General features: G+C 61.7%; 27 protein-coding genes. 12 read left to right on the top strand and 15 right to left on the bottom strand.

The window, feature by feature from the left end:
* Window positions 1–3: 3 nt before the first annotated feature.
* From atzF to YH3_RS09530, 6 genes are all read right to left on the bottom strand, one after another.
* On the bottom strand, window positions 4–1,713 hold the full coding sequence (gene atzF / locus YH3_RS09505) for an allophanate hydrolase (RefSeq protein WP_064443296.1): 1,710 nt from the start codon (window positions 1,711–1,713) through the stop codon (window positions 4–6).
* A 17-nt stretch (window positions 1,714–1,730) separates the two neighbouring features.
* A complete protein-coding gene (locus tag YH3_RS09510) occupies window positions 1,731–2,432 on the bottom strand; it encodes a GntR family transcriptional regulator (RefSeq protein ID WP_019744458.1) in 702 nt (233 codons plus the stop codon).
* Window positions 2,433–2,508: 76 nt separating this feature from the next.
* The gene (locus tag YH3_RS09515; protein WP_003941526.1) at window positions 2,509–3,042 is read right to left on the bottom strand and encodes a carboxymuconolactone decarboxylase family protein; all 534 of its coding nucleotides are present in this window, start codon (window positions 3,040–3,042) and stop codon (window positions 2,509–2,511) included.
* Complete coding sequence (locus YH3_RS09520; protein WP_064443297.1) at window positions 3,039–3,845, bottom strand: SDR family NAD(P)-dependent oxidoreductase; 807 nt, start codon at window positions 3,843–3,845, stop codon at window positions 3,039–3,041. Before YH3_RS09520 ends, YH3_RS09515 begins: the two co-directional genes overlap by 4 nt.
* 96 nt (window positions 3,846–3,941) lie before the next feature.
* On the bottom strand, window positions 3,942–5,138 hold the full coding sequence (locus YH3_RS09525) for an MFS transporter (RefSeq protein ID WP_064443298.1): 1,197 nt from the start codon (window positions 5,136–5,138) through the stop codon (window positions 3,942–3,944).
* 9 nt (window positions 5,139–5,147) lie between these two features.
* Window positions 5,148–6,137 carry an LLM class flavin-dependent oxidoreductase gene (locus YH3_RS09530; RefSeq protein WP_064443505.1) on the bottom strand — a complete coding sequence of 330 codons (990 nt, stop codon included), beginning with the start codon at window positions 6,135–6,137 and terminating at the stop codon, window positions 5,148–5,150.
* Between the two features lie 227 nt (window positions 6,138–6,364).
* Between YH3_RS09530 and YH3_RS09535 the strand changes: the two genes are divergently transcribed.
* From YH3_RS09535 to YH3_RS09545, 3 genes are read left to right on the top strand one after another with little or no spacing between them, the layout of a single operon-like run.
* Entirely contained in the window at window positions 6,365–6,994 is a 630-nt protein-coding gene (locus tag YH3_RS09535; protein ID WP_007735401.1) for a SipW-dependent-type signal peptide-containing protein, read from the top strand.
* Window positions 6,995–7,001: 7 nt separating this feature from the next.
* Window positions 7,002–7,619: a hypothetical protein gene (locus YH3_RS09540; RefSeq protein ID WP_230359616.1), complete on the top strand. Its 618-nt coding sequence runs from the start codon at window positions 7,002–7,004 to the stop codon at window positions 7,617–7,619.
* Between the two features lie 10 nt (window positions 7,620–7,629).
* Complete coding sequence (locus YH3_RS09545; RefSeq protein ID WP_054827776.1) at window positions 7,630–8,238, top strand: signal peptidase I; 609 nt, start codon at window positions 7,630–7,632, stop codon at window positions 8,236–8,238.
* A 565-nt stretch (window positions 8,239–8,803) separates the two neighbouring features.
* On the opposite strand, the gene YH3_RS09550 is transcribed toward YH3_RS09545, so the two are convergent.
* From YH3_RS09550 to urtA, 8 genes are all read right to left on the bottom strand, one after another.
* On the bottom strand, window positions 8,804–9,085 hold the full coding sequence (locus YH3_RS09550) for a hypothetical protein (protein ID WP_143173038.1): 282 nt from the start codon (window positions 9,083–9,085) through the stop codon (window positions 8,804–8,806).
* A gap of 45 nt (window positions 9,086–9,130) precedes the next feature.
* Window positions 9,131–9,508: a hypothetical protein gene (locus tag YH3_RS36015; protein ID WP_007735397.1), complete on the bottom strand. Its 378-nt coding sequence runs from the start codon at window positions 9,506–9,508 to the stop codon at window positions 9,131–9,133.
* A gap of 205 nt (window positions 9,509–9,713) precedes the next feature.
* Window positions 9,714–10,403: a GntR family transcriptional regulator gene (locus tag YH3_RS09560; RefSeq protein ID WP_042923309.1), complete on the bottom strand. Its 690-nt coding sequence runs from the start codon at window positions 10,401–10,403 to the stop codon at window positions 9,714–9,716.
* A 1-nt stretch (window position 10,404) separates the two neighbouring features.
* Window positions 10,405–11,097, bottom strand: a complete 693-nt coding sequence (gene urtE / locus YH3_RS09565; RefSeq protein ID WP_003941544.1) for an urea ABC transporter ATP-binding subunit UrtE — start codon at window positions 11,095–11,097, stop codon at window positions 10,405–10,407.
* A gap of 3 nt (window positions 11,098–11,100) precedes the next feature.
* On the bottom strand, window positions 11,101–11,937 hold the full coding sequence (gene urtD, locus YH3_RS09570) for an urea ABC transporter ATP-binding protein UrtD (RefSeq protein ID WP_003941545.1): 837 nt from the start codon (window positions 11,935–11,937) through the stop codon (window positions 11,101–11,103).
* Window positions 11,934–13,040, bottom strand: a complete 1,107-nt coding sequence (gene urtC, locus YH3_RS09575; protein WP_007735392.1) for an urea ABC transporter permease subunit UrtC — start codon at window positions 13,038–13,040, stop codon at window positions 11,934–11,936. Before urtC ends, urtD begins: the two co-directional genes overlap by 4 nt.
* Window positions 13,037–13,921: an urea ABC transporter permease subunit UrtB gene (gene urtB, locus YH3_RS09580; RefSeq protein WP_003941514.1), complete on the bottom strand. Its 885-nt coding sequence runs from the start codon at window positions 13,919–13,921 to the stop codon at window positions 13,037–13,039. The genes urtC and urtB overlap by 4 nt, the downstream gene beginning before the upstream one ends.
* Before the next feature lie 54 nt (window positions 13,922–13,975).
* Complete coding sequence (gene urtA, locus YH3_RS09585; RefSeq protein ID WP_007735391.1) at window positions 13,976–15,232, bottom strand: urea ABC transporter substrate-binding protein; 1,257 nt, start codon at window positions 15,230–15,232, stop codon at window positions 13,976–13,978.
* A gap of 267 nt (window positions 15,233–15,499) precedes the next feature.
* On the opposite strand from urtA, the gene YH3_RS09590 reads away from it, so the two are divergent.
* From YH3_RS09590 to YH3_RS09630, 9 genes are all read left to right on the top strand, one after another.
* Window positions 15,500–16,240: a TetR/AcrR family transcriptional regulator gene (locus YH3_RS09590; RefSeq protein ID WP_003941474.1), complete on the top strand. Its 741-nt coding sequence runs from the start codon at window positions 15,500–15,502 to the stop codon at window positions 16,238–16,240.
* 126 nt (window positions 16,241–16,366) lie between these two features.
* Window positions 16,367–17,551 carry an ABC transporter substrate-binding protein gene (locus YH3_RS09595; protein ID WP_007735389.1) on the top strand — a complete coding sequence of 395 codons (1,185 nt, stop codon included), beginning with the start codon at window positions 16,367–16,369 and terminating at the stop codon, window positions 17,549–17,551.
* Between the two features lie 15 nt (window positions 17,552–17,566).
* Window positions 17,567–18,442, top strand: a complete 876-nt coding sequence (locus YH3_RS09600; RefSeq protein ID WP_020906730.1) for a branched-chain amino acid ABC transporter permease — start codon at window positions 17,567–17,569, stop codon at window positions 18,440–18,442.
* Window positions 18,442–19,470: a branched-chain amino acid ABC transporter permease gene (locus YH3_RS09605; protein WP_047268869.1), complete on the top strand. Its 1,029-nt coding sequence runs from the start codon at window positions 18,442–18,444 to the stop codon at window positions 19,468–19,470. Before YH3_RS09600 ends, YH3_RS09605 begins: the two co-directional genes overlap by 1 nt.
* The gene (locus tag YH3_RS09610; RefSeq protein WP_064443299.1) at window positions 19,467–20,240 is read left to right on the top strand and encodes an ABC transporter ATP-binding protein; all 774 of its coding nucleotides are present in this window, start codon (window positions 19,467–19,469) and stop codon (window positions 20,238–20,240) included. The genes YH3_RS09605 and YH3_RS09610 overlap by 4 nt, the downstream gene beginning before the upstream one ends.
* A gap of 1 nt (window position 20,241) precedes the next feature.
* A complete protein-coding gene (locus tag YH3_RS09615; RefSeq protein WP_064443300.1) occupies window positions 20,242–20,946 on the top strand; it encodes an ABC transporter ATP-binding protein in 705 nt (234 codons plus the stop codon).
* Between the two features lie 9 nt (window positions 20,947–20,955).
* Entirely contained in the window at window positions 20,956–22,596 is a 1,641-nt protein-coding gene (locus tag YH3_RS09620; RefSeq protein WP_047268871.1) for a class I adenylate-forming enzyme family protein, read from the top strand.
* Window positions 22,597–22,664: 68 nt separating this feature from the next.
* On the top strand, window positions 22,665–23,684 hold the full coding sequence (locus YH3_RS09625; protein ID WP_064443301.1) for an alpha/beta hydrolase: 1,020 nt from the start codon (window positions 22,665–22,667) through the stop codon (window positions 23,682–23,684).
* 131 nt (window positions 23,685–23,815) lie between these two features.
* Window positions 23,816–24,838, top strand: a complete 1,023-nt coding sequence (locus tag YH3_RS09630; RefSeq protein ID WP_064443302.1) for an alpha/beta hydrolase — start codon at window positions 23,816–23,818, stop codon at window positions 24,836–24,838.
* 5 nt (window positions 24,839–24,843) lie between these two features.
* Here the strand turns inward: YH3_RS09630 and ramB are convergent, their stop codons facing one another.
* Complete coding sequence (gene ramB, locus YH3_RS09635; RefSeq protein WP_003941547.1) at window positions 24,844–26,256, bottom strand: acetate metabolism transcriptional regulator RamB; 1,413 nt, start codon at window positions 26,254–26,256, stop codon at window positions 24,844–24,846.
* Window positions 26,257–26,299: the final 43 nt, after the last annotated feature.

A 26,299-nucleotide genomic window follows, 5' to 3' on the forward strand; every position in this document is an offset into this window, starting at 1 on the left:
CTGTCAGCGAGAGAGGTACGCGGCCCAACCGCCGTAGTCGGTGATGTCAGCTGCGCCGTTTACGGCGTCATGAGTGCAGCTGAAACCGACTGTCGTTCTGCCGTCGGATAACTCGACGCTCGTGAGCGCCATCGGTGCAGGCAAGGCGGCGAGGAACGTTCCCAGCCCGGCCGGTGAGATTCGGAAGATCTCGCCGACGACCGGTGCGCCGAGTCCAGGGCCACGGCGTACCAGGCCGGGCTTCGGTGGCGTCGTGTCGAGAGCGAAGAGCCGGTAGGCATCCGAGGTCGTGACGGTTTCGACGTACCGCGCGCCGAGGTCGACCAACTGTGTGTTGAGGGGTTGCCCGCGCAGGTGAGCGCCGAATACTGCGAGGTCGATTCCGGTATCGACGAGGGTGGGTGAAGGCGCACCGCCGAGTCGCGCAGCGAGGTCGATGGCGATCTGGTCGTCGAAAGCGGGTACGACGAACATGACGCCGAACGGGTGATCTTCGGCAGTGCGGTGTCCGGGCGCCGCGACGGCCGCCATGTCGAGCAGGTTGCAGAAGTTGGTGAAAGTTCCCATCCGGCGGTTGATTCCGAACGGATCCTCGGTCACGGCGGCAATCGTCGGGTGTTCGGTGGTGGTGGGAAGCAGTAGGGCGTCGAACCCGGCGAGGAGTTCCCGGGCGGCAGCCTTGGCGCGGGTGAGAGCATCGAGATCGTCGACTAGCTGGTATCCGGTGGGGTGCTTCGCACCGAGCACGATGTCGGACACCGCGGGATCTGCTCCGGCAGGACGAGTTTCGAGGAACTCGCCGGCAGCGGCGTACCGCTGCGCCACCACGGCGCCGTCGTAGAGCAATCGGGCCGCGTCGAGCAGTCCGGATATGTCGACGGTCTCGGTCTCGGCGCCGCCGGCTACCAGAGCTGTCACAGTGTCCTGAAATGCTGCTGTATACGACGGGCTCAGTTGAGCGAGATCCTCGATTCGGGGGACGGCGACGCGGGGATTCGGCGCCGCCGCGAGACGAACGTCGGAAGGCCAGACGCGGCTGCGGGGATCCCGAGGTTCGTGGCCGATCATGATTGCCGCTGCCGCGGTTGCCGATTCGAGGTCGTCGGCAAATACCGTCAGAGCGTCGTAGTCGACGCAGGCGGGCACTACTCCGTGGGCGGGGATGACGCCGAGCGAGAGCTTGAGTCCGTAGATCCCGTGGAACGCTGCCGGCACCCGGCCCGAACCGGCAGTGTCGGTGCCGATTCCGATGTCTGCAATTCCCAGCGCGACAGCGACGGCGGATCCGGAGCTACTACCGCCCGAGATCAACTCTTCGTCCCAGGCGCAGCGAACGGCTCCGTACGGACTGCGCGTTCCGACCAGTCCGGTGGCGAACTGGTCCAGATTGGTCTTCCCCAGAACAACAGCCCCGTGCTCGATCAACCGCGCAACGGCACTGGCGGTTTCGTCCGGCGAATACGCGAATTCGGGGCACGCCGCTGTGGTCGGCAGACCGGCGACGTCGACGTTGTCCTTGACGGCGACCAGACGCCCAGCCAGAGGAAGATGCTCGCCCGCGGCGATTCTGGCTTCGACCGAAGCGGCATCGGCAAGCACATCTTCCTTGCGGCGCAACGTGATCCAGACTTCGGGGCGATCTACTTCCTCGATCCGCTGGAATGCCTGCTCGACCCGGGCTGTCGGGGTGAAAACTTCTGCTGCGATGGTCATGGTGTGTACTGCTCCGATCAGTCCGTGATGTTGGCGAGTGAGAGCGCGGTGATCGCGCGGGTCACCCGGTCGAGGACGACGTCGAGAGACTCGCCGATGTGCTGGTGCAAAAGCGTGCGGGCCTCGGGCAGATTGCCGGCACGTAGTTCTTCGAGGATTCGAATGTGCTCCGCGATCGAGGTGTCGATGCGGCCGTTGACCATGAAGTCATACATCCGAACGTGCCGGATACGGGAATTCACCGACAGCAGCGACGCGACCAGTTCATTGTTTCCCGACGCCCTCAGTACGGCGACGTGGAATTCCTCGTCCAGTTCGACGAACCCCGGTTCCTGAGCGGGCGGATCGAGAGCCAGGGCACGCCACCGCACCAATTCGTCGTCGAGGATTGTTCGGTCGTGCCGGATCGTCGGATCTGCGATCGCCCGGGTAATTCCCTGTAGTTCCAGAGTGATTCGGAGTTCATACAGATCTCGGATCCGCGGGATACTCGGGCGCACGGCGGAGAACCCGTACTCTTCCCGGCGCAGGAGTCCATCGGCGCACAGCATCGTCAACGCTTCCCGTACTGGTGTGCGAGAAATGCCGAAACGCGTGGAGAGTTTCGGTTCCGTCAGGCGCTGATCGAACCCGATAGTCCCGTTGACCAGTTCGGTGCGTAGTTCCCGGTAGACCACCTCACGCAGTGGCTCCGGCGCCGTATTCATCCCTGTCGACATACCTGTATACGCTATTGATCAGGTGTTTCGTCCAGATGTCTTCGGGTTAGAGCTGAGTTACGGCCGCCGCGGAACTTCAGGAGAAGTCGCGCTGAACCCGCAAGGTTCCGATCGTGGTGGCCAGGCCGTCGTACTGAGTGACCAACAAGGTGAATTCGATCAACCGACGATCGTCGAGATGCTGCGAGAGCGTTCCCCACGTGTCGTCGGTGACGTCCTTGGTGGTGACCAACTCGTCGACCGCAGTCAAGATCGCACGGTGACGCGGACTCAACTCGGAAGCGCCAGGGCCCTCGATGATTCGGGCCAGTTCTTCTGCGTCGATTCCGGCTTTGCGGCCGAGCCTGATGTGGTGATCCATCTCGTAACCGCAGTCCCGCAGGTGCGCGACCCGCAGGATGATCAGTTCGGTGTCGTGGCGAGAGATCTTGCCGCCGGGCATGAGTGAGCCGGAGTAGTGCAGCCAACCGCGGAAGAGTCCACCCGTGCGCCCCAAGGTGCTGAACAGATGCGCATCGGGTGCTCCGGCAGCCTTCGACAGGACACGCCAGATTCCCCAGTTGATCGGACCGAGGTCCTTGAATCGGCCGGGCGGGATGCGGGGGTTCATGCGACTCCACGGATGTGAGAGGGACGGAGGTCTATAGCTCGTTGCGCGATGTGGCGAACCGCGGCGCTGCGGCGGGGCGCGTGTACGCGTGACCTCCGGCCGACGATACCGCGCTCGAACGCGTCGACGGCGTCAGCGACGGTCGTGGTGCCGGCGCTGGCGAGGGTTCCGCGTGCTCCGTCGAACGACAGTGCGGTGGTATCGGTGTCGATGTCGCCGATATACGCGACGCCCACCTTGGTGCCGAGGTGTTTCATTTCCAAGCGCAACGCGTCACCCAAGGCTTCGACGCCGGCGCGCGAAGCACCGAACGGTCCGCGAAACGGATGCTTGGCGGCGCCGTGAGCCGAGGCGACCACCAGGGCGTAACCGTTTTCGTGACTGATGTGCGGACCGGCTGCGCGCAGGGTGTAGTACGTGCCCATGAGGTTGACTTCGACGGCGCGGCGCATGTCCGCAGGGTCGCCGCCGAGGATCGACGAGTTCGCCTCGACCCCGGCATTGGCGACGACGACGTCGATGCCTCCCAGCTTCTGAGCGATGTAGTCGACGCCGCGAGATACCTGCTCGAGGTCGGCGACGTCGCACAACTGCCACGGCGCGCGGCCGCAGGAAGTGGCGACTTGTTCGAGAAGTTCAGGCTCGAGGCCGAGCAGTCCCACGGACGCACCACGGTCGTACAGGCGTCTGGCCAGCGAAGAACCGATATTGCGGGCAGCGCCGGTGATCAGGATGCGCCGACCCGTCAGGTCGTCCGCACTACTCTTGGCCGATTCGGCCTTGCCCGCCTCGCTCTTGCCCATTGCTGTGTCCCTACGCAGTGACCTTCTGGTCCTCCGACGCTAACACCGCCGGGTAGCTGCGACTGCAAGTACCGCCAACTCCGTCCGAACGGGTGTTCAGACCGATGCGGCTTCGAGACGCGGATGTGACGTGGAAGCCTGGGTCGACCGCAATCGACGGAATCGGACCACGGCAACGATGGCGGCAACAGCGGCGAGGATCACCAACGGCAGCGACGGACCCATCGTGGGTTCGATGACAACCAGTAGCACCGGCAGTCCGAATCCGAGATAGGTGCCGACGTAGAAGATCCCGGTCAGGGCGCCCCGCGAGGCCGGGGGAGCCAGCGACTCGAGGTCGAGCAGTCCCTCACGCAGACACAGTCCGTAGGCCGTACCGAGGATGAGCGCGCAGACGATGAACAACCCGAACGCGGGGTGTGCGCCGCCGACGGCGACCAGGCAGTATCCGAGCGCCGCCAGTGCGGCGCCTGTCGTGCCGGCCTGAGGACCCCAATTGCGATGGCGCGCAGCGGTTTGAACCAGGATTCCAGCACCCAGAGTCAGCGCCGCCGCGAAACCCGGAAGGAGAGGACCTGAGTAGCGGTCCCCGAGCCTGGCCGTCATGGTCACGAAAGACACTGTTGCGCTGGCGAACACCCATGGCGCCAACGGAAGTGCCCAGAGCAGTGTGACCTTCACACCGGTTCCCGACCGCTCTGCGCGGTCGGGAATCTGTGTGAACATTGCAGCTTTGGTGGGAGCAGGTGTACGACTCCACACAGCTGCCGCGGTAACCGAACCCACCGACAAGACGGCCGAGACGACAAAGGGCGTAGCGAGTGGGAAGGCGGCAAATTGTGCCAACAGACCCGAAAACAGTGGTCCCAGTGCAAAACCCGAGGTGAGTACTACGCCAGCCATCACGGTTCCGGACTTGCCGCGAAGGTCAGCCGCCCACGCGGTACCGGCGCCGATTGCCAGACCGGCACCGATACCGACAACGAGGCGCCCGACCATGAGCCCGGGCGCGTCGTGCCAGAGAAGAAGAATCAAGGTTCCGAGCGAGGCTATGAGCGCTCCGGGCAGGACGACTACAGCTCGGCCGACGCGATCCGACAGTGCTCCACCGGTCAACAGGCCGGGTAGAAGTCCGAGCGCGTAGATACCGAAAACACCGTCGAGCACGGTATGCGAAAGGCCCTCGTCCACCCGGAGAACCGGGATGAGCGAAGCAAAGTGGTTGGCGGCCCAACCCGTCGAAAGTAGAACTGCCAGTGCCGAGATGAACCCGCGACGGGATGGATCGCCCATACCGGCAGCTTAGGCGGGTACCAGATCGCTCACGTCGGCGAGGAGTTCGAACGTGCGCAACCAAGCCTCGCGGTTGGTGCCGGTCGACACCGTGATCAGCTCGTCGGCCTGTGCATGCTCGGTGAACTCGTCGAGGTAGGCGCGGACCTCCGTGGGCGTGCCGATGGCGCTGTACTTGGTCATCTGCAGAACCTGCTGACCCGCGGGGGAGTCGAGCAGCATGTCCGCTTCGTCGTCCGTGAACTTGCGTCCGCGTCCGAGAAGAAGGCTGACGCGCGAACGCTTGGCCGCGAGGAAGTCCTGCTGAGCCTGCTCATGGGTGTCGGCGGCGATGACGTTGACGCCCGCGATGACGTACGGCTCCGCCAACTGCTCCGACGGCTTGAACTCGCGTCGATAGATCGCGACGGCGTCGCGCAGGGCGTTGGGGGCGAAGTGCGAGGCAAATGCATACGGCAGGCCGAGCATCGCGGCGAGCTTGGCTCCGAACAATGACGATCCGAGAATGTAGAGCGGAACGTGAGTGCCCTTACCGGGAACGGCATTGATTCCGGGGACGCGCGAAGTGTCGCCGAGGTAGCCCTGAAGCTCGAGTACGTCCTGCGGGAAGCTGTCCGAAGAACTCGGGTCGCGTCGCAAAGCCTGCATCGTCTTCTGATCACTACCGGGCGCGCGACCGAGACCGAGATCGATGCGACCCGGGTGCAGAGTCTCGAGGGTGCCGAACTGCTCGGCGATCGTCAGCGGCGCGTGGTTGGGCAGCATGATTCCACCGGCGCCGAGGCGGATTTTGCTGGTGTGCGCGGCGACGTGGCTGATCAGAACGCTGGTGGCCGAAGACGCGATGGAACCCATGTTGTGGTGCTCGGCATACCAGATTCGCTTGTAACCCCACTCCTCGGCACGCTGCGCCAAGGTCACGCTGGCGTCGAAGCTGTCTTTGGCGGTTTCGTTGTCGCCGATGTGGGCGAGATCGAGGATGGAAAGTGGGACGGTCATGAATGTGGTGCCTTTCTCAGCGAATAGAACGCAAACGTCGTTGGAAGGTGCAACCATCTGGCCGGCTTTCCTATTTCCGCCTGGTCAGCGCCCACGGATGGTGGCGAGGCGGACAAGGCGTGAAGTCCTTGTCTCGATTTCGGTCATTTCGGATATTTCGGATGAAATTGGGGGCTAGATTTCCCGAATCGGAGGTTCTTTCGCATTCCAAGTGAATCGAGACCAGCATGGCCACTGATCGGAAGGCTGTAAACAAGCGCAAAGTACGTGCATTACTTGCCGGAGGACTTGTCCTCGGTATCGGCGCCGCTGTCACCTTGGCGGCGTGGACAGACAACGTTTTCGGCGACGCGCAGTTCAAGACGGGAAGTTGGAATCTCCAGGGCAGCTTCGACGGACTGACGACCTGGGGTGAGTATCAAGTGGACGCTTCCGCCGGCCACTTCCAATTCAGCACGGGATTCGACGCACTCTCACCCGGAACGACGGTATACGCGCCGGTAGCGCTTCGGATCGGTCCCACGGCCAGCACTTCCGGCGCGACGGTACAACTACTCGGTGCAACGGGCGGTGATACCGACCTCAAACCCGCCCTGCGGTACTCGGTGTATCGAGGTGTCCCCTCCACGACCTGCACGGCAGCGGGAATTGGAGCAGGAACAGCATGGGTAGGCACGACAGCCAGTCCGGTGGCCTTGACGGCAGGTTCGGGTTCGGATGTCACCTTGCTAGGCACGGGCGTGCCGGTGGAACTGTGCTTCGCGGTCACGCTGCCTGCCGGAGTCGACCCTTCGATCGTGTCGGGCAAGAACACCGGGCGCTTGCTCTGGCAGTTCACCGGCCAGTCCACCCCCTGACGCCTGCGTGGTCACACGGCGAATGCGTCAGGTGTACGCACTGGCGGCCTCGGGACTCGTCCTGGGTATCGGTGCAACCACCGTGGCGGCCAGTTGGGTGGACAGCACGATGGGCGATGCATCGTTTCGCACCGGAACATTCGGAATCGAGTCGAACGTCGGCGGCGGATGGTCGTCGCATTCATCCAGTGCCCCTGGCGTTTTCACGTACACGCCCTCGGCGCTCCTGATTCGCCCCGGTGCGTTCTCGTACGGCCCGATATCTCTTCGAACAGTGCCGGTCTCGCCGGCAGCATCCGTCACTCTGCAGGCGGCCACGGTGGCCGGCGACTCCACTCTGGCGTCGGCGCTGCGGTATCGGGTGGTCAAGTCGACGACCTGTGATGCGTCGGCCTTCTCCACGGGAACACCACAATTCGTGGTGGGAAGTGCGACGGTGTTTCCGTCGCTCTCAACTGGTTCCGCAGTCGGGGCCATCGCGCTACCCACCGGTGGAGCGTCCCCGGGCGCCGCGGTGGCGCTGTGCTTCGAGATTTCGCTGCCCGCAACCTCGGCTAATTGGAGCAACTCGGCGCTGACCGGTAAAACGGCAACTCCCACTTGGCAGTTCAGTGCAACACCCTGAAGGAGCTGCAATGCCAACACATGCCCGGGCAACACATGCCCGGACGAAGAAGCGTTCGGTCCCCACGATCATCGGGGACTGCATCCTTCAGGTTCTTGCAGTCGGTGGGGTCATCTGTATCGCTTTGGTGATCTGTGCCTTCGTTTTCGACATCACACTGATCATGTTCAAGACCGGATCGATGTCGCCGACCATTCCAACCGGATCTCTGGCAGTTGTGCGGGAAGTACCGGCAGATTCCGTCGAGGTGGGCGACGTCGTCACCGTCGATCGGGGAGTGTCCGAACTGCCGGTGACCCACCGGGTCGTCTCCGCTCGTACCCAGGACAACGGCATCACGATTCTCGATCTCAAGGGTGATGCCAACGCTTCGGCTGATCCCGCGGTATACGAGGTCACCACGGTCCGAAAGGTGCTCTGGCACGTTCCGGGATTGGCGCGGGTGATCGTCTACTTCTCGAATCCTCTTGTTCTGGGGGCGATCACGCTGACCATGGCCGCTTTGGTGGTCGCGGTATTCTGGCCGCGCAATACCGATGACGACGATGATGCCGACTCGGCCGACCCGAAAACCGAACCCATTCAGGTTCTTCTACCGCCAGACGGCGGTAGACAATGAAGCGTCGCCACCTGTTTTCAGTCATCGTATTGGCAGTTGCGGTTGTTTTGGGCTCTGGTTTCTCGTCTCACCCACTCCTCGGAGAGACAGAAGCGGCGTGGACAGACTCCGAGTACGTTACCGGCCCGATTTCCACCGGTTCATGGACGACGAGTGGGTACGGCAGATCGACGTCGGGCATAGGAACAGCGACCGGCGGATTGATAACTCTCGGAGGAAATCTCGGCGGTTCGCTGGTTGAACATCCGACCGTGCAAACTCAGCTGGCACCGGGCAAGGCCACGGGGACGGTTTCGTTGGCGGACAATTCCGGTGTGCTGCTGGGGCTGCCCGCGCTCAGCCGCACGGGTAGTGCCGTTCAGTGCGCCGCGTATCTCGTAGGAGCATCGGCATCGTCCCCATGTGGGGCGGCTGGGTCGGATGCGGACGCGGAAACTACATCTACATTGGGTTTGCAATTGAATCTGGTTTCGGTACTGGGGATCACGTTGATACCGGCGGACGCCATCACGAGCACGAGCGTCAAGACAAACGCCCGCTGTGCGAGTACTTCTGCTGCTACAGATCAGCCGACGGGAACCGTGAAAGTCGGCGGCGCCACAGTTGCCATCCCGGCAGTGGGCGCAAACGGTTCGGCCACGTCGACGTCGCCGACTAGTGCAACATTCGTGATGGCGAATGTCCCACTGCTCGCGCGGGTAGAAGCGCGCTTCTCGAACATCAAGGTCACCAGTACCCGAGTGGCGTCCAGTTCTGCGCCTTTTGTCGCGTCCTCCACTGTTTCAGTGAGCTTCACAGTTGAGGCCGTAACCATCGCGTTGTCGGTCTTGGGCGAAGGGCTGGTCACAGTGATCCTGGGATCGACGAACATATCCGTCAATCTGTCGGCCGCTCAGTGCGGACTTGATTCTTCACCCCCGGCGACGCCGCTGAGTCTTGCCGCCGGCGGACAGTTGGCTCGAGCCGCGGGGCCGACACAGACAGCACCGGCAACACCGACAGCTGTTCCCGTGACGACCACGCCGACTACGGCAACGACGACTCCTGAACCTACGACTCCTGAACCTACGACTCCTGAACCTACGACGGGTGAACCCACCAAAACATCTGCCCCTGAGGCCACAACGACCAGCGCGGCTGTAACTACCAGTGTGGCTGCAATCACCCCGACAACGACAGCCACACCAATTACGAGCACACCGGCTCCGGCAGATCCAATCGGGACAGCGATCCACGGCCCTGCCGATTCGAGCATCTCCGCCTTCACCACGGATACCGGACTCTCCTGCGACGTTGCGCCTGATGCGGACTACACGAGCGAAGTTGCAGTCGAATGCTCGGACGGCACAACGGGTACGGTCCCCGGTTCTGAACTCGGCCCGAAGCCAACCGCACCGGGGGAGTACCTCAGGATCCCCCTGACGAGAGACCACGTCACCGAAGTCTTCACCCTGAAGTCAGCGACACGACGCTGATCAGTTACGCACGGCATTGGCCATGGCGGCCAACGAGAGGGCCTGACGAGCACGGTCGAGGACAACCGCACGAGAGATGTCGATGTGCGACACCAGTGCCTCGTGCGCTTGCGGAATCTTGCCGTCCAGAACCAGCTCGACGACGGCGATATGTTCCTCCACGGTGGCCTTCATACGGTCGGGAGTCAGGTAGTCGAACATCCGCACGGGGCGCAGCTTCGAGTTGACGGCCTGCAAGGCGTCGACCAACGCATGGTTTCCGGACGAGGCGAGGAGCGCGATGTGGAACTCCTCGTCGAGCGTCACGAAACCGGCGTCCGGTACCGGCATCTGTTTGAGAAATGCGTACCACTTGTCGAGTTCGGAACCGAGCGCGTCTCGATCATGAGCGGGGGCCTCACCGTCGAGTACCCGCCGAAGTCCGTGTACCTCGAGGAGTATGCGCAGCTCGTAGAGGCCACCCAACTCGTCGAGGTGCGGTCGGTACGGAAAGAGGCCGTGTTCGTCGCGCTCGACCAGCCCGTCGGATTCCAACTTCGCGAGCGCTTCGCGCACCGGTGTTCGCGAGACACCGTAGAGATGGGCCAGGCGTTCCTCGCCCAGTCGTTCCGAGGGCGCGATCTGACCGGACATCAGATCGTTTCGGATCGACCGGTAAACCTGTTCGCGCAGCGGCGGCCGCACACTCATGTCAGATTGCCATCGCTCGACGAACCGCCTCGGTGGACGTGGTGCCGCCCTCACCGGTCGAGGTCACGTGTCCGGCCGCGAGAATGCTGTAATGCTGAGCAGATTGGAGCGCGAAACCGATGTGCTGCTCTACGAGGAGGACACCGAGATCGCCGCGCTCGGTGAGTTCCATGACGGTTCTTTCGATTTCGGCGACCACGTTGGGCTGAATGCCCTCGGTTGGTTCGTCCAGAATGAGGATCTTGGGCTCGGTGATCAGGGCGCGAGCGATGGCAAGCTGTTGTCGCTGCCCACCGGAGAGAAGTCCCGCGCGACGGTCGAGGAGCGTGGTGAGTGCGGGAAACAGATCCAATGCCTCTGCGATGAGTGCCTTTCCGCGTTTGCGCCCGTCGGCGACCACCCGAAGATTCTCGGCAGTTGTCAGTTGTCCGAACGACTGCTGGCCCTGGGGTACGTAGGCAAGTCCGCGAGCGACGCGGGCGCTCGGCCGTAGACCGGTGATGTCCTCACCGTTCAGAAGTACCTTTCCCCGTGTAGGTTTGATCAGACCGACGGCGGCGCGCAGCAAGGTGGTTTTACCCGCACCGTTGTGACCCATGACTGCCGCAACTCCGTCGCTGGGAACCAGCAGGGATACGCCGTGGATCACTTCGGTGCGTCCGTAGCCGGCGCGGATGTCGACGAGCTCGAGCATGATTCAGTCCTCCGGGGTCGGTTCGGTGTCGGCGCCGAGATCGGTTCCGGCAGCGGCTGTGCCGAGGTAGACCTCTTGCACCTTGGGGTCGGCTTGGACCTCCGCCACAGTTCCTTCGGCAAGCACTTTCCCAGCGGCGAGCACTGTGACGGACGTGGCGAAGGATCGCATGAAGTCCATGTCGTGCTCGACTACGACGACGGTTCGCGCACCGCCGATGCGCCGCAGAAGGTTCCCGGTCTCCTCGCGCTCCTCGAGGCTCATGCCTGCGACGGGCTCGTCGAGCAGGAGCACGGAACAGTTCTGTACCAACAACATTCCGATTTCGAGCCACTGCTTCTGTCCGTGCGCCAGAATGCCTGCGGCGGTGTCCCTGAGGTGCTCCAACCCGGTTGTCTCCAGCGCCTCTTCGATCTCGGGAAGCACACCTTTGCGTTTTCTGAGCAGGTTCCACGGTGATCGGCCGGCTCCGGCCGCGATGTCGAGATTCTGCAGCACCGAGAGCTCTTCGAAGACGCTTGCCGTCTGGAAGGTTCGCCCGACGCCGAGGCGGGCGATCTTGTGAACCTTCTTGCCGAGCAGTTGCTCGCCGGACTTCGTGATGGAACCCGTCGCGGGAACGAGTCCGGTGATGGCGTCGACCAACGTTGTCTTTCCAGCCCCGTTCGGGCCGATGAGAAACCTCAGGTCGCCCTGCATGAGGGTCAAGTCGACGCCGTCGACGGCCTTGAAACCGTCGAAGCTGACCGAAAGATTTCGTACTTCGAGGTACTCGGACGACATTCCGGCGTTGCCACCAAGTGCCGGTGTGGGTTCGCTGGTGGCGGTTGTGTTGGTCATGACGACACCTCCACTGGTTCGGGTTGGGAGACCTTGACCGGCGGGTCGGCCGGGGTCTCACGCTTCTTGCGGTGGCGCATCAGGGCGAACAATCCGGCCACACCTGCCGGGAAGAACCCGACCACGACGATGAACATCAACCCTTGTGCGTAGATCCATCCCGAAGGGAGTTTCTCCGAGAATGTCGACTGCGCCCACGCGACGCCGATCGCACCGAGTACCGGACCCAGAAGCGTTGCGCGGCCACCGATCGCGACCCCGATGAGAAAGGCGATTGACGGAACGATCCCGACGTCGGCGGGGGAGATGATGCCCACGATCGGAACGAACAGCGCACCGGCGATACCGGCGAGGAACGCCGCGGTCACGTAGGCGACCAGTTTGATGTTCGCCGGATCGTATCCGAGGAAACGTACTCGCTCCTCTTGATCACGGACGGCGACGAGGAGTTCGCCGTATCGGGAGTTCATCAGCTGGCGAATCAGAGCGACCGATGCGAGAAGAACTCCGGCGGCGATGAAGAACAACATCTGCTTGTTCGCCGGATCGTTGAGGTTGAAACCGAAGAACGTGCGAAAGCGGTTGAGGCCGTTGCTGCCACCGATCGACTGCTGGCCGATCAAGAGGATCGCGAAAGCCGCGGCGAGTGCTTGCGAGAGGATCGCGAAGTACGCGCCCTTGACTCTCCGCTTGAACACACCGAGTCCGAGGAGAAAGGCAACAGCGGCCGGCAGGAAAAGGATGGCGAAGATCGCCACGAATGGCGAGGCGAACGGTTGCCAGTATCCCGGCAGTTCGGTCTTGCCGGCGATGGACATGAAGTCCGGGACCGCGTCACCCTTGAGTTCGGCATCGGCGATCTTGAGGTGCATCGCCATCACGTATGCGCCGATCCCGAAGAACACCCCCTGGCCGAGCGTGAGCATTCCGCCTCTGCCCCAAGCCAAACCGATACCGACAGCGACTATGGCGAAGCACAGGAACTTGGCCAACAGTGACAGCCTGAAGTCCGAGAGCACAGCCGGAGCGACGGCGAACAGCACGATGGCGGCGAGTGCAAAACCGCCCCACACCCGAATTCGGGAATTGTTCAGGATGCTCATACGAGGCTCCTCGTCTTGACTGCGAACAGGCCCTGCGGCCGAACTTGAAGGAAGACGACGATGATGACGAACACGATCACCTTCGCGATCGACGCTGTCGTCGAGTACTCGATGAACGAGTTCAAGATGCCGAGGGCGAAGGCTGCGATCACGGCTCCCTTCATCTGACCGAGACCGCCGACGACAACAACCAGGAAGGCGTCGATCAGATAGGACTGGCCGATGGTCGGGCTGGTGGAACCGATGAGCGTCAACGCGACACCCGCGACGCCGGCGAGCCCGGAACCGAGGAAGAAGGTCGTGATGTCCGTACGACGAGAGGAGATTCCGCTCGTCTCGGCCAGATCGCGATTTTGGACGACGGCCCGGATGCGTCTACCCATCGACGACTGCTTCAGTGCGACCGAAAGTGCGATCACTGCTGCGATCGCCAACACCAGAATGAAGATGCGGGTTTTCGGCACCACGGCGCCGAAAATATCGACCCCGCCCGAAAGCCAGCTCGGCGCCGAAACATTGACTGCCGGCGCGCCGAAGATGTCGCGCGCCAACTGCTGAAGGATCAATCCGACGCCGAATGTCACCAACAGGGTGTCGAGGGGTCGGTGGTACATCCGCGATACCAGGACCACTTCGAGCACAACACCCATCAGTCCGCCGACGACGAAACCGACGAGCAGAGAAATGATCAACGATCCCGTTGCATTCGAGATCACCTGCTGCACTACGTATGCGGTGTACGAGCCGGCCATGATGAACTCGCCGTGTGCCATGTTGATGACACCCATCTGCCCGAACGTGAGAGACAACCCCAACGCTGCCAACAGGAGAATCGATCCGATACTCAAACCCGTGAACAACTGCCCGATCACAACATCCATGACAGACGCTCCACCTCTCTACTCGTCGATTCCGTCAATTCCGCCTTTTGTCGATCAGCTACCGAGCCCCTCAGCCCAGGGGTAGTTCTTCAGGTACGGATCCGGCTCGATCGGCTGTCCCGAATCCCAGACCGTGTAGATCAGTCCGTCGGAACGGATTTCGCCGATCCGGGCAGTCTTGGTGATGTGGTGGTTGTCGCCGTCGATGGTGACGAGTCCTTCGGGCGCCTGGAAGGTCACACCGTCGGCGTTGTCCTGAATATCCTTGACCGCAAACGAGTTGGCCTTCTCGACGGTGTTCTTCCAGAGATAGACGGAGGTGTATGCCGCTTCCATCGGATCGGACGTGGGCTTGTCCTGGCCGAACTTTGCCTTGTACGCCGCGACGAACTTCTTGTTCTCGGGGGAGTCGATGGTCTGGTAGTAGTTCCACGCCGTCAGCTGGCCTTCGACGTTCTGGACTCCGATACCACCGACCTCTTCCTCCGCAATGGAGACGGAGACGACGGGCATGTCGGCGGGCTTCAGGCCGACATTTGAGTATTCACGGAAGAACGCAACGTTGGAATCGCCGTTGAGTGTGTTGAACACGGCATCGGCGTCGGCTGTGCGGACCTTGTTCACGATGGTGGAGAAGTCGGTCGAACCCAGAGGCGTGTAATCCTCGCCCTTGATCTCGATGCCGTTCGCTGCCGCGTACGCCTTGATGATGCGGTTGGCGGTCTGAGGGAACACGTAGTCGCTGCCGACCAGATACAGCGACTTGACGCCCTTCTCCTTCAGGTAATCCAGAGCCGGGATGATCTGCTGGTTGGTCGTTGCGCCCGTATAGAAGATGTTCTTCGAATCTTCCAGTCCCTCGTACTGGACCGGGTAGTAGAGCAAAGAGTTGTTGTCCTCGAACACGGGCAGCATGGCCTTGCGGCTCGAGGAGGTCCAGCCACCGAAAACTGCTGCGACGCAATCGCTGCTGATCAGTTTCTCGGCCTTCTCGGCGAACACTGTCGGCTCCGACGCGCCGTCCTCTGCGACGATCTGGATCTTCTTACCCAGTACACCGCCGGAATCGTTGATCTCCTGCACCGCCAACGAGATGGAGTCGCGGACCGTCACTTCACTGATGGCCATGGTGCCCGAGAGTGAATTCAGGGAACCGACCTTGATCGTGTCCCCCGAGGTGTCGACGCACGACGTAGCCGTCGAATCTCCCGATGCGGTGTCTGTTGCCTTGCTTCCGCAGCCGGTGAGAACCAAGCCCAGCGCGGCGAGAGCGGCCGGCGCGGCAAGGGTGCGCTTCGAGAAGGTTCGCATGTACGGGCCTTTCGTGTCGATGGCTCTGGCAGACAATGGCTCTGACAGATCTGTATCCGGAGTGCGTATACAACGCTGTATTCGTCGAGTGCACAGAGTAGGTGGAAGTTGTTGCGGTGGAATGACTGTCGGTGACAAGTGTGTGTCCGGTGTTTCGATTGGGTGTCCAGGACCTCACACCGCAGGTCAGCGAGGGTGCGGTGTTAGCATCGACGAGAAATTGATCAAGCACTCGCTTGACGATCGGAACGTCGGAAGGATCTTCTCGTGCGCTCGACCCGACGGGACGAAATACTCGCTCATGCGGCCAAGCTGTTCAGTGAGCGGGGGATCGCCGCGACGACGGTGCGAGACATCGCCGACGAAGTCGGGATCCTCTCCGGCAGCCTCTATCACTACTTCGACTCCAAGGATGCGATAGCCAACGAGATCGTCGTCCGGTTCCTCGAAGATCTCAACGTCCGGTACGAGGACTCGATCGAACCGGAAGGTTCGGCTCGAAATCGCCTGGCCACGATGGTGTCGGTCTCTTTTGCCTCGGCGGTGGATCACCCGTATGCCACGGAGGTCTATCAGGGAGAAGCCATACTTTCGTCGCAACCGGCGGACGCGCCCATCACCATCCTGGTTCAGAAGGCACACAGCTACTGGCGATCGGCTATCGCTCGCGGAATTGCCGACGCGGAGTTTCGGGAAGACATCGATCCCGAACAGTTTCACCGTCTCCTGCGTGAATCCGTCTGGTCCACCGTCGCGCAGTATCGCCCGCAGCTTTCCGAATTGGCCGAAGATCTGCAGCGCAATCTGATTTCGGTTTTCCTGGACGGCTTTGCCGCACGTTCCGTCGACGGCGAGCCGGTGGCACGCATTGCGCGGCGCACGGCGAAGAAGGAAGCGCAGACCGAATCTCCCGACTCGGACCTTGCCGAACTCCGCTCTGATGTCGACGAATTGAAGTCCGTCATTCGCGAACTCAGCTCGTCGATCCGGCAGCTGCAGAAGCCGTAACACCGCAGTTCCTGCGCGTGTAGTTCGGATTTTGACTATCAGTGTGACCCAGTGCATACTTCTGTCCACACTCGTAAATCAAGCGCTTGTTTGATTTACCAAGCACAGTTTGGACGGGAGTTCGATGTGAGACTCGGAAAGGCGATCGCCGTCTGCGCGGCAGTGGTCCTCGGGGCGAGCGCGTGCGCATCTGCCGGTGTCATTCCCGAAGACACCATCGTCATCGGTTTGGACGAGGACTCCACCGGGCCCGGTGCGTCGTACAGCACGATCGCCGGCAAGACGGTGCGGATGACCGTCGACCTGATCAACCAGGCGGGCGGAATCAACGGTAAGCAAGTCGAATTGGTTGTCGAGAACGACGAGAGCAGTCCCACCAAGACCCCGTCGATCATTCGGAAGTTGGTCGATCACGGGTCCAGTGCGGTCATCCTCGCCACGGGCAGCGGGTCGGTGCTGCAGGCCAAGTCGATTCTCCAGCAGTCGAAGATTCCTGCGATAGCTCCGGTCGTTCTCAGCGACGCCTTTGCCTCGGCGCCCGACAACGACTTCTCGTTCATGATTCCGAACTCGTTGAAGCAGTACGCCCAGGTGTACTGCGGGGCTTTCGAGAAGATGGGGTACAAGTCCCTGGGAATTCTCGGTGACGCGAGTGCGTCCATCGACGGAATCATCAAGACCCTGCGGCCGGCGCTCGAGAAGTGCGCGAGAGTGACGGGCGTCGAAAAGGCGCCGGTCGATGCCGCGGACATCACCGCACAGGTCTCACGTCTCGCGGAAACCGAACCGGACGCGATTCTGGTCGCCAGTATCGGCGGGCACTTCGAAATCCTCGCGCACAACACCTTGTCGAAGATCACCCCGCAGACGCAACGCTTCTCACTCGCTTCCATCGGAAACCAGCCCGCATCTTGGGCTTTGGCGGACTCGAAGGCGTTGAGCGGCATGGTGTACATGGGCTCGCTCAGTGAGAACAACCCGAGAACCGCCGAACTGCGTCGCAAGGTGCAGGCGGTGAAGGGGCCTGATTATCAACTGACCGCCTACGACGCACAGGCGTACGACGCCGTCATGATGTTGGCCGAGGCAATCGAAATTGCCGGCGACCACCGAGATCGGACGGCCGTTCGTGATGCTCTTCAACAGGTTTCGGCACTTCCCGCCAGCTTCGGCCAGGACGGATTGACACTGTCGTTCTCCTCGCAGGATCACCTGGCTCCGGACAGCCTCTGCGGCCTGGTACTCGTCGAATTCGGTGAGGACAACAAGCCGGCCCATCCGTGGGATTCCTACCAACCCCCGTGCGGATAACCGAGGAGCCTTGACATGACAGACGCACAACTGTGGCTCGCAGCCATCGAGATCGGTGCATTCTTCTCACTGATAGCCCTCGGAATGTATCTCGTGGTGGTCGGCGCCGATTTCTTCAACTTTGCGATGGGCCCGTACGCGATGGCTGCGGCCATGGCGTCGAGTTGGGTCGCGATCAATTACGGGCTCGCTCTCTGGATTGCCATGCCGCTGGGGATCGCGGTAGCGGTGGCGCTGTCGATCCTGACGGAAAAGCTTGTGGTCAAACAGGTTCAGAAGCGTTCGGGTCGTGGGGAACTACCGGCGTTGGTGGCGGTGACCGCAGTACTGTTCGGGATCCAGCAGCTCGCCGGCACGGTCTTCGGCCGAACACCACTTCCCGGACAGAAGATCTTCGACTTCGATCCGATATCGGTGCTCGGTGCCACCGTCGACAGTTCGACCGTTGTACTCGTCGTCGGAACTGCCGTGATCTTCGTCGGTATCGGACTGTGGCTGAACCGGTCCACCTCGGGCCGTCTGCTACGCGCCGTCGGCGACAGTCCGGATGCCGCCCGCGTCCTGGGCTTGCCGGTGGATCGGGTACGCCTCATCGCGTTCACCCTCGCGGGTGTGATCGCCGCCGTCGCCGGACTTCTGTTCGCTCCAAAGGCCGGTGTTCAGTTCACGAGCGGTCTGTCATGGACGCTGACGGCATTCATCGCACTCGTCATCGGTGGTACCGGCCGAAGTTGGGCTCCGCTGATCGGCGGAATGGTGTTGGGCGTCGTCCAGGTATTCGCCCCGTACTACTTCGGTGCGAGTGCTGCTCAAACCGCGATTCTGTTGATTGCCCTGGTGTTCTTCGCTTTCCGTCCGGAAGGCTTGCTCTCGAGGAAGGTTCGCGTCTGATGGCCTCGCTTTCTACCAGTCCGCTGACGTCAAATCCGCCCACTACATCCGGCCGTTCCCGGACGAGGATGCTCGCCCTGTCACGAGAAGCGCTGATCACCGTGGTCGTGGTTGCTGCCGTGCTGCTGTGGATGGGGCCGAGTCTGTACCGGCAGGATCTGGTGTTCCTCGCTGCGACGTATTCGCTGATCGCACTCGGCATGTACGTGCCATTCGTGCTCGCGGGATCACTGTCGATGGCGTACAGCGCTTATGCGGCGATCGGCGCGTATGCCGTTGCGCTGATCTCGGTTCGGACCGGGTTGTCGATGTGGTGGGGATGGATTCTCGGCGCCCTCGCCGCTGCAGCGGTTGCAGTACTCCTCAGCTTGGCAACGCAGAAACTCTCCGGCTTCTACCTTGCCGCGGTGACCTTGTTGTTCGGTATCGCTTTCGAGCACTGGTTGATCGACGGGCCGAGTTTCACCGGCGGGTCGGCCGGGATCTCGGGCGTCGAGACTGTGACGATGTTCGGCTGGGAGCCACCGCGCTACGCATTGGTCGTGTTCGCGATCTTGTTCGTGTGTCTGATCGCGGTCACTGTCGATCGACTTCGGAAATCGGTGTGGGGGCTGATGTTGCAAGCTGCCCGCGACAATCGTAATGTCGCACGGTCTTCCGGCGTCAATCCTGCGCACCTGACCGTTGTGGCGCTGGCGATCGGTGCCGCGATCGCGTCGACCGGCGGATCGCTTTTCACCGTGTCGGTGCAGGCTGTCACTCCTGAAACCTTCACTCTCAGTATTGTTTTCCTTGCGATCTTCATGCCGATCATCGGCGGTCGCGGTTCGGCGTGGGGTGCTCCGCTCGGTGCATTGATCGTGGTGATCGTGACGCTGAACATGCCTGGGTACCAGGGAAGCGGCGAACTCCTGCTTGCCGGAGCCGTCCTGGTGATCCTCATCGTCGCGCCTGGTGGGGTGATCGGGTGGAGTCAGAACGTTCTGGGTCGAATGAACCGTCTGTACAAGGAGCGTGGCAATCGATGACTCGGCTACTCGAAGTGAGCGGGCTCCACAAGTCCTACGGCGGCGTCCGCGCTGTCGACGATGTCTCGTTCAGCGTCGGACCGGGAGAGGTGATCGGACTGGTCGGCCCGAACGGGGCAGGCAAGACCACCCTGGTGGACTGCATCTTCGGCACACAGCAAGCAGATTCCGGAACCGTCGCGCTCGCGGGTGCTGCCTTGACGGGGCCGTCGGAGCGCCGTGCACGGCAAGGGCTCTCGCGCACGTTTCAACATCCGCAGCTCGCGGCGGAACTCGATGCCGTCGACAACATCATCCCGGGACTGTACGGGCACAAGATCACCTCACCGCTGCACTCGCTGTGGTGGGCGATCAAAGGACCTTTCGAGAACTGGGACCGGACAGCACAGCGGGCCCGAGAGATTGCTGCGCGATACTCGGTCACCGACGTCGAGAGTGCTTGCGGGGATCTCAGTTTGGGCGCGCAGCGTCTGGTCGAGGTGGCGCGGGCGATGGCGACCGAACCCGAAGTCCTCCTGTTGGACGAACCGTTTGCCGGTGCGGATCACGACGGCATCGCTGCCATCTCCGGTGCCGTGCGATCGATTGCCGCGCAGGGCAAGGGAGTAGTCCTGGTCGATCACAACGTCGATCTCATCGCGGCGCTCGCCACCAAGATCGTGCTGCTCAATTTCGGATCAGTGGCGTTCTACGGACCACCGCAGGAGTGCTTGGCCAGCGACGCGATGCGAGAAGTCTATTTCGGTTCCGAATACGAGGAAGGCGCCTGACATGCTCGAACTCGACAAAGTCACAGTTCGATACGGATCCGCTGTCGCCGTCCGGGAAGTCTCCCTTGTCGCCCCCGCCGGTGAAGTGACAGCGATCGTCGGGCCGAACGGTGCGGGCAAGACCAGCTTGGCGGGATCCATCTACGGCTCGGTTCCCGCCACCGGGACAATCAAATTCGATGGTCGAGAGATCCAGAAATTATCGGCACTGGATCGTGTCCGCAGCGGATTTGCCTACGTTCCCCAAGGCAGGCAACTGTTCATGCGAATGTCCGTTCGCGAGAACCTACGCGTCGGCGCAGACCTGCTGGGATTGAAAGCCGAAGCCGTGGAAACAGCTTTCGAGAGGTTCCCGATCCTGCGTGAACGCTCGGAGAGTTATGCCGGGGTCCTCAGCGGTGGTGAGCAGCAGATGTTGGTTCTGGGGCGGGCCCTTCTGGAAACCCCGAAGGTGTTGCTCCTCGACGAGATGATGACAGGACTGGCACCGAAAATCGTCGCGGAGCTGCGAGCATTGGTCGGGGGTCTGGCCGCCGAGGGTGTGACCGTCATCGTGACGGAACCGGCACTTACTGCACTGAAATCGGTTGTCGACCGCGGATATGTCATGCAGCGCGGCGAACTCGTCCGCGAATGCGATTCCGCAGCGACACTGGACAACGCGTACAAACAATCGATGGGCGTCCTCAGCGCCGACGGGAGATGATCGACGATCATGCTTGAAACGAAGACACTCGACTTCACCGTCGGTGAATTCGCCACGAATCCGGACCGCTTCGCCGGCGTCAGCATCAGCGAAATGGTCAGGCATTGGTCTGAGACCATCCCGGACGAAACCGCCTTTGTCACTCCGGAATCGAGGGTGTCGTGGAAGCAGTACGACGCGGCTGCCGATGCGATCGCGTCGGCGCTGGATCTAGCTGGTGAGGGATACGGACATGTAGCCGTGTTGCTCCCAGACACCGCTGTATTCCATGCGGCTCTCTGCGCAGCATTTCGTACCGGCCGCGTCGCCGTCGGAATCGGTTCGCGCTCGGGCATTCGCGAGATCTCTCATCTGATCGCCCGCTCGGAAGCCTCCGTACTCGTCACCACTCGCACGCTGCGCGGCGTCGATACCGCCGAACTCGTGGCGAGTCTGCGGGCAGAGCATCCCGGACTGGACGTCGTCTTCGCCGACGAACGCGCCGACGTGAGTTTCGAACGCGTGAGCGCAAACGGCGAACTCACCTCGTTGCCGGTCGAGCTAAAGCAGTTCCCCGCAACCAGTCCGTGTTTTGTCACGTCAGCCGTTTCGATGCTGAACTCGACCTCCGGCACAACGGGCCTACCCAAACTGGTCACACAAACCGAGGATCGTTGGGTTGGTTTCTCCGAGATTGCCGCCGAGGCGGCGGCGATCGGTTCGGATGAGGTGTTCCTCGGCGCGGTTCCAGCACCTTTCGGATTCGGCCTCTGGACTTCGCATTTCCTGCCGGCACTACTCGGTGCTCGCAATGTCGTCATGGAACGCTTCGACGTTTCGGTGATGATCGAGTTGATCGAGCGCGAACGGGTGACTGCTTTGAATTGTGTGAGTACACAATTCAAGATGCTGTTGCGTTCGGAGGCCGCGGAATCGGCCGATCTCTCGTCACTTCGTTTCATGTTCACCGGTGGTGAAGCCGTGCCCTATTCGGAGGCGCTGGCATTCGAACAACGTACCGGAGCGGCTGTCCTGCAGTTCTACGGATCGAACGAAACCGGCGCCGTCTCGGTGACGACGGTTTCGGACGATTCCGACACCCGACTGAAGACGTGCGGCCACGTCATCGATCGCATGCAAGTTCGTGTATTCGACGATGCGGCAAAGGAAATGACCGGCTCCGTCCGCCGCGGTCAGCCTGGGGTGAACGGACCGCTGATGTGTCAGGGCTATTGGGGGGACACCGATGCGAACGACGAGTTGTACACCGATGACGGTTGGATGCTTCTCGGCGACATCGTCGAGATCGACGAGACAGGACGGGTGCGTGTGGTCGGGCGCAAAGCCGACATCATCATTCGTGGCGGCAAGAACATCTCCGCGGTCGAAGTCGAGGAGTACGTGCGCGCGCACCCTTCGGTGGAGTTGGTCGCCGTGGTCGGGGTCGACGATCCGCTGTTCGGTGAGAAGGTCTGTGCGGTCGTCGTGTCCGCCGATGACGATCTGAGTTCGGAGGATCTGACCGCCTGGCTGCAGAGCCGAGGAGTGACCCGCGAGTACATACCCGAGTACGTGATGACGGTCGCCGAATTGCCGATGGCGGCAGGCGGCAAAGTAGCCAAGGGTGAAGTCAAGGCACTCGCGCAGAGGCGGATCGCTGAACTCGGCTGATCGCACTTGGCGGTACCGGCTTCGCGTTACGCTGATCCGGACATTGTGCCGAGAGTGAAGGAAACCCGATGACGAACCCTTCACCGCATCGGTGGCGCAGGCGCTTGCTGTGGGCTCTGGCAATTGTGTTCGTTCTCGTCGGAGCCGTGGTTCTGGCCTTCGTTCTGAGCCCGAGACCTGGCGCACTCACCGTGCGATGGGTCTTCGATCGTGATGCCGTGAAAGTCACCGAGGCGCTCGAGAAGCACGCACCCGAAGGCGTCGACTCGATCAAGGACCAGCAGTACCGCGCCGATGACGACGACGCATACCTGGATATCTACTTTCCCGCAGCGACGACGACCGCATTGCCTACGGTGATCTGGACTCATGGAGGTGCCTGGATCTCGGGAAGCAAGTCCAACTACGCGCCGTACTACGAGTTGCTGGCCTCTCGTGGCTACACCGTTGTGTCCCTGGACTACTCACTCGGACCCGAGCACTACTATCCGACTGCAGTGCGGCAGCTCAACGAGGCTCACGCGTACGTCGTCGCGAATGCGGAACGACTGCATGTTGATCCGACGAAGATCGTTCTCGCCGGTGATTCTGCGGGAGCGCAACTCTCGAGTCAGCTCGCCACTCTCATCACTGATCCCGCCTATGCGAACCGTGTGGGCGTGGTCCCGTCGCTGCGGCCGGATCAGTTACATGGAGTAATCCTGAACTGTGGAATCTACGACGTCGGGAACATGGTCGGCGGACCCGGCATCATCGGCTGGGGCGTTGATCGGTCCCTCTGGGCGTATACCGGCGTGCGTGACTTCATGAGTACCGACGCAGCGGATCAGATGTCGACCTTGAACTACGTCACCGATCGATTTCCGCCTGCCTACATCAGCGGCGGCAACGCGGATCCTTTGACAGATTCTCAGTCGAAACCGATGGCTGACAAATTGACCGGGTTGGGAGTTGCGGTCGACACACTGTTCTATCCGGCCGATCACGTTCCGGCGCTCGGTCACGAGTATCAGTTCGATCTGGACAATGCCGACGGTCTCACTGCGCTCGATCGCACGGTTCAGTTTCTCGAGGCTCATACCGGCTAAATGTCGGATTGTGGTGAACCACTGCGAAAATGGTCATTTTGGACAAAGCTCCGCGGGTGCGTTGCCAGGGAATTCTCAACTAGTCCTTTTGGTCTAGCCTGGGTGAATCCGATCCGACCCCAGGAGTTGTTGTGCGCGCGTCTTCCCCCGACAGACGGCGAAGGCGCATTGTCGGAATCGCGGCGGTATTCGTCGTCATTCTGCTGTCCGGGGTAACCGCGGCACTCGTCAGTCCGTGGCCAGGAGTTCTCCTCGTACGGTGGATGTCAGCGGGTGGCTCCGAAGCGACTCACGCACAACTCGACAGGCATGCACCGTCAGGAATCGTCTCGATTCTCGATCAGTCGTACCGCGACGGCGACGACGATGCACAACTGGACGCGTACTACCCGTCGGAGTCCACTTCGGCGCTACCCACGGTGGTCTGGGTGCACGGCGGTGGCTGGATAGCGGGTTCGAAAACCGACACCGACGGTTACTACAAACTACTGGCCGATCAAGGGTTCACTGTGATTTCGGTGGACTATTCACTGGGGCCGGACGCGTATTACCCCACCGCAGTGAATCAGCTTAACGACGCGTATCGATTCATCGTGAGCAATGCGGACAGGTTGCATGTCGATTCGAACAACCTCTTTCTTGCCGGAGATTCGGCAGGCGCGCAGTTGTCCAGTCAGTTGGCGACCGTCATGACCAGCCCTGACTACGCGTCGGAAATGGGTGTGGAGCCGGCATTACGTCCCGAGCAGATACGCGGAGTTGTCCTCGACTGTGGGGTCTTCGATCTGAAACCGCTGCTGTCACAGGGGAAGTACTTCGGTTGGGGCGTCGACAAGCAATCGCTGTGGGGGTACCTCGGAACGAGGGACTTCGACGGGTCGACTGCAGTGGGTCAGATGTCGACACTGGGTCATGTGACCTCGGACTTTCCAGCGACGTTCATCACCGGCGGAAATGTCGACCCACTGACCGCCAACCAGTCGAAACCCATGGCAGAACGGCTCGCCGATCTGGGCGTCGAGGTCGATGCACTGTTCTACCCGGACGATCACGAGCCTGCACTCGACCACGAATATCAGTTCGACCTCGACACCGTGGACGGGGTGATCGCGTTCGATCGCACAGTCGCGTTCCTACGCGACCACGTGCGTTAGCGCGGTCAGCGAATCACGTACGGCGAAATCGAACTCCGGTGCTCGCTGATGTCGAGGTCTTTACCCAACGGAGGGAAGGCACGCTGCGGACAATTGAGGCGTTCGCAGACACGGCAGCCCGAGCCGATCGGCGTTCCCGGATTCGACTCGTCCAGATCCAGACCGTCGCTGTAGACGAGTCGGTGGGCGTGTCGAATCTCGCATCCCAATCCGATGGCGAAGATCTTTGCGGGCTGTCCGTATCGAGCCGCTCGACGTTCGACCGTGCGCGCAACCCAGAGGTATCGACGACCGTCGGGCATCTGCGCGATCTGAGGCATGATCTTGCCCGGATACGAGAACGTCTCGTAGACGTTCCACAGCGGGCACGTACCGCCGCTGGTGGAGAAGTGGAATCCGGTGGCGGACTGACGCTTCGACATGTTTCCGGCACGATCGACACGCACGAACATGAACGGAACCCCGCGAAGTTTGGGGCGCTGCAGGGTCGAGAGGCGGTGGCAGATCGTCTCGTAGCTCGCGGAATAGAAGGCGGACATGCGCTCGATGTCGTACCGGAAGTCCTCGGCAACCTCGTGAAACTGGCTGTAGGGCAGCACGGTGGCCGCGGCGAAATAGTTGGCCAAACCAAGCTTCGCCAGGGAGACCGACGCTTCGCTGGTGAAGTTGCCCTCGGCCACCAACGAGTCGAGCAGGTCGCCATGCTCGAGGTATGCGAGTTCTGTCGCGAACTTGAAGACCTGTTGCCCGCCGGAGAGCCTTGCGGAAATTTCCAGGACCCTGGTGTCCGGGTCGTAACGGTGAAGTATGTTCTCGCCCAAGTCGACTCGTCGAACGATCTGCACGTCATGGACGGACTCGAGGCGTCTGGCGATCTCGCCGGCGACGTCGCCACGGTGAAAGCGCATCCGGGCCGTGAGTTCTTCGGCTGCGGTGTCGAGATCGTGGATGTAGTTCTGTCGCTGATAGAAGTAGTCGCGCACTTCCTCGTGCGGCATGGTGATCGAACCGCTGCCGCTGCCGTCCGAGAAACGGTCCTCCGTGGCTGCGGCGAGCTGCGCCGTCGTGTTCCGGAAGCGGCGATGCATGTTCACCATCGCCTTGGCCAGGCCCGGGTGGGTGGAGACCATCTCCGCGATTTCGTGGGCGTCGGCGTCGATACCCATCTCCTGATCGAGGGCAACTTCACGCATTTCCGCGATCAGGCGTGTGTCGTCCTGCGGGGAGAAGAAGGTGGTGTCGACACCGAAGACTTCACTGATTCGCAGGAGCACCGGCACGGTGAGTGGCCGGACGTCGTGCTCGATCTGATTGAGATAGCTTGCCGAGATCTCGAGCGTCTTGGCCAGCGAAGCCTGACTCAACCCGCGCTCGGTCCGCAGTTGGCGGAGCCGGACACCGACAAAGGTTTTCGACATTTTCCCAGGATACGAGTGACAGTCCGGCTTCGCAAAGGTGGGT

Origin of the sequence: Rhodococcus sp. YH3-3 (assembly GCF_001653035.1) — a bacterium.
In the GTDB taxonomy this organism is placed as follows: domain Bacteria; phylum Actinomycetota; class Actinomycetes; order Mycobacteriales; family Mycobacteriaceae; genus Rhodococcus_F; species Rhodococcus_F qingshengii.

Excerpts from the sequence above, each read along its gene's own strand:
- atzF (WP_064443296.1), bottom strand. The coding sequence starts at position 1,713 with ATGACCATCGCAGCAGAAGTTTTCACCCCGACAGCCCGGGTCGAGCAG.
- YH3_RS09510 (WP_019744458.1), bottom strand. The coding sequence starts at position 2,432 with ATGTCGACAGGGATGAATACGGCGCCGGAGCCACTGCGTGAGGTGGTC.
- YH3_RS09515 (WP_003941526.1), bottom strand. The coding sequence starts at position 3,042 with ATGAACCCCCGCATCCCGCCCGGCCGATTCAAGGACCTCGGTCCGATC.
- YH3_RS09520 (WP_064443297.1), bottom strand. The coding sequence starts at position 3,845 with ATGGGCAAGAGCGAGGCGGGCAAGGCCGAATCGGCCAAGAGTAGTGCG.
- YH3_RS09525 (WP_064443298.1), bottom strand. The coding sequence starts at position 5,138 with ATGGGCGATCCATCCCGTCGCGGGTTCATCTCGGCACTGGCAGTTCTA.
- YH3_RS09530 (WP_064443505.1), bottom strand. The coding sequence starts at position 6,137 with ATGACCGTCCCACTTTCCATCCTCGATCTCGCCCACATCGGCGACAAC.
- YH3_RS09535 (WP_007735401.1), top strand. The coding sequence starts at position 6,365 with ATGGCCACTGATCGGAAGGCTGTAAACAAGCGCAAAGTACGTGCATTA.
- YH3_RS09545 (WP_054827776.1), top strand. The coding sequence starts at position 7,630 with ATGCCAACACATGCCCGGGCAACACATGCCCGGACGAAGAAGCGTTCG.
- YH3_RS09560 (WP_042923309.1), bottom strand. The coding sequence starts at position 10,403 with ATGAGTGTGCGGCCGCCGCTGCGCGAACAGGTTTACCGGTCGATCCGA.
- urtE (WP_003941544.1), bottom strand. The coding sequence starts at position 11,097 with ATGCTCGAGCTCGTCGACATCCGCGCCGGCTACGGACGCACCGAAGTG.
- urtD (WP_003941545.1), bottom strand. The coding sequence starts at position 11,937 with ATGACCAACACAACCGCCACCAGCGAACCCACACCGGCACTTGGTGGC.
- urtC (WP_007735392.1), bottom strand. The coding sequence starts at position 13,040 with ATGAGCATCCTGAACAATTCCCGAATTCGGGTGTGGGGCGGTTTTGCA.
- urtB (WP_003941514.1), bottom strand. The coding sequence starts at position 13,921 with ATGGATGTTGTGATCGGGCAGTTGTTCACGGGTTTGAGTATCGGATCG.
- urtA (WP_007735391.1), bottom strand. The coding sequence starts at position 15,232 with ATGCGAACCTTCTCGAAGCGCACCCTTGCCGCGCCGGCCGCTCTCGCC.
- YH3_RS09600 (WP_020906730.1), top strand. The coding sequence starts at position 17,567 with ATGACAGACGCACAACTGTGGCTCGCAGCCATCGAGATCGGTGCATTC.
- YH3_RS09605 (WP_047268869.1), top strand. The coding sequence starts at position 18,442 with ATGGCCTCGCTTTCTACCAGTCCGCTGACGTCAAATCCGCCCACTACA.
- YH3_RS09610 (WP_064443299.1), top strand. The coding sequence starts at position 19,467 with ATGACTCGGCTACTCGAAGTGAGCGGGCTCCACAAGTCCTACGGCGGC.
- YH3_RS09615 (WP_064443300.1), top strand. The coding sequence starts at position 20,242 with ATGCTCGAACTCGACAAAGTCACAGTTCGATACGGATCCGCTGTCGCC.
- YH3_RS09620 (WP_047268871.1), top strand. The coding sequence starts at position 20,956 with ATGCTTGAAACGAAGACACTCGACTTCACCGTCGGTGAATTCGCCACG.
- YH3_RS09625 (WP_064443301.1), top strand. The coding sequence starts at position 22,665 with ATGACGAACCCTTCACCGCATCGGTGGCGCAGGCGCTTGCTGTGGGCT.
- ramB (WP_003941547.1), bottom strand. The coding sequence starts at position 26,256 with ATGTCGAAAACCTTTGTCGGTGTCCGGCTCCGCCAACTGCGGACCGAG.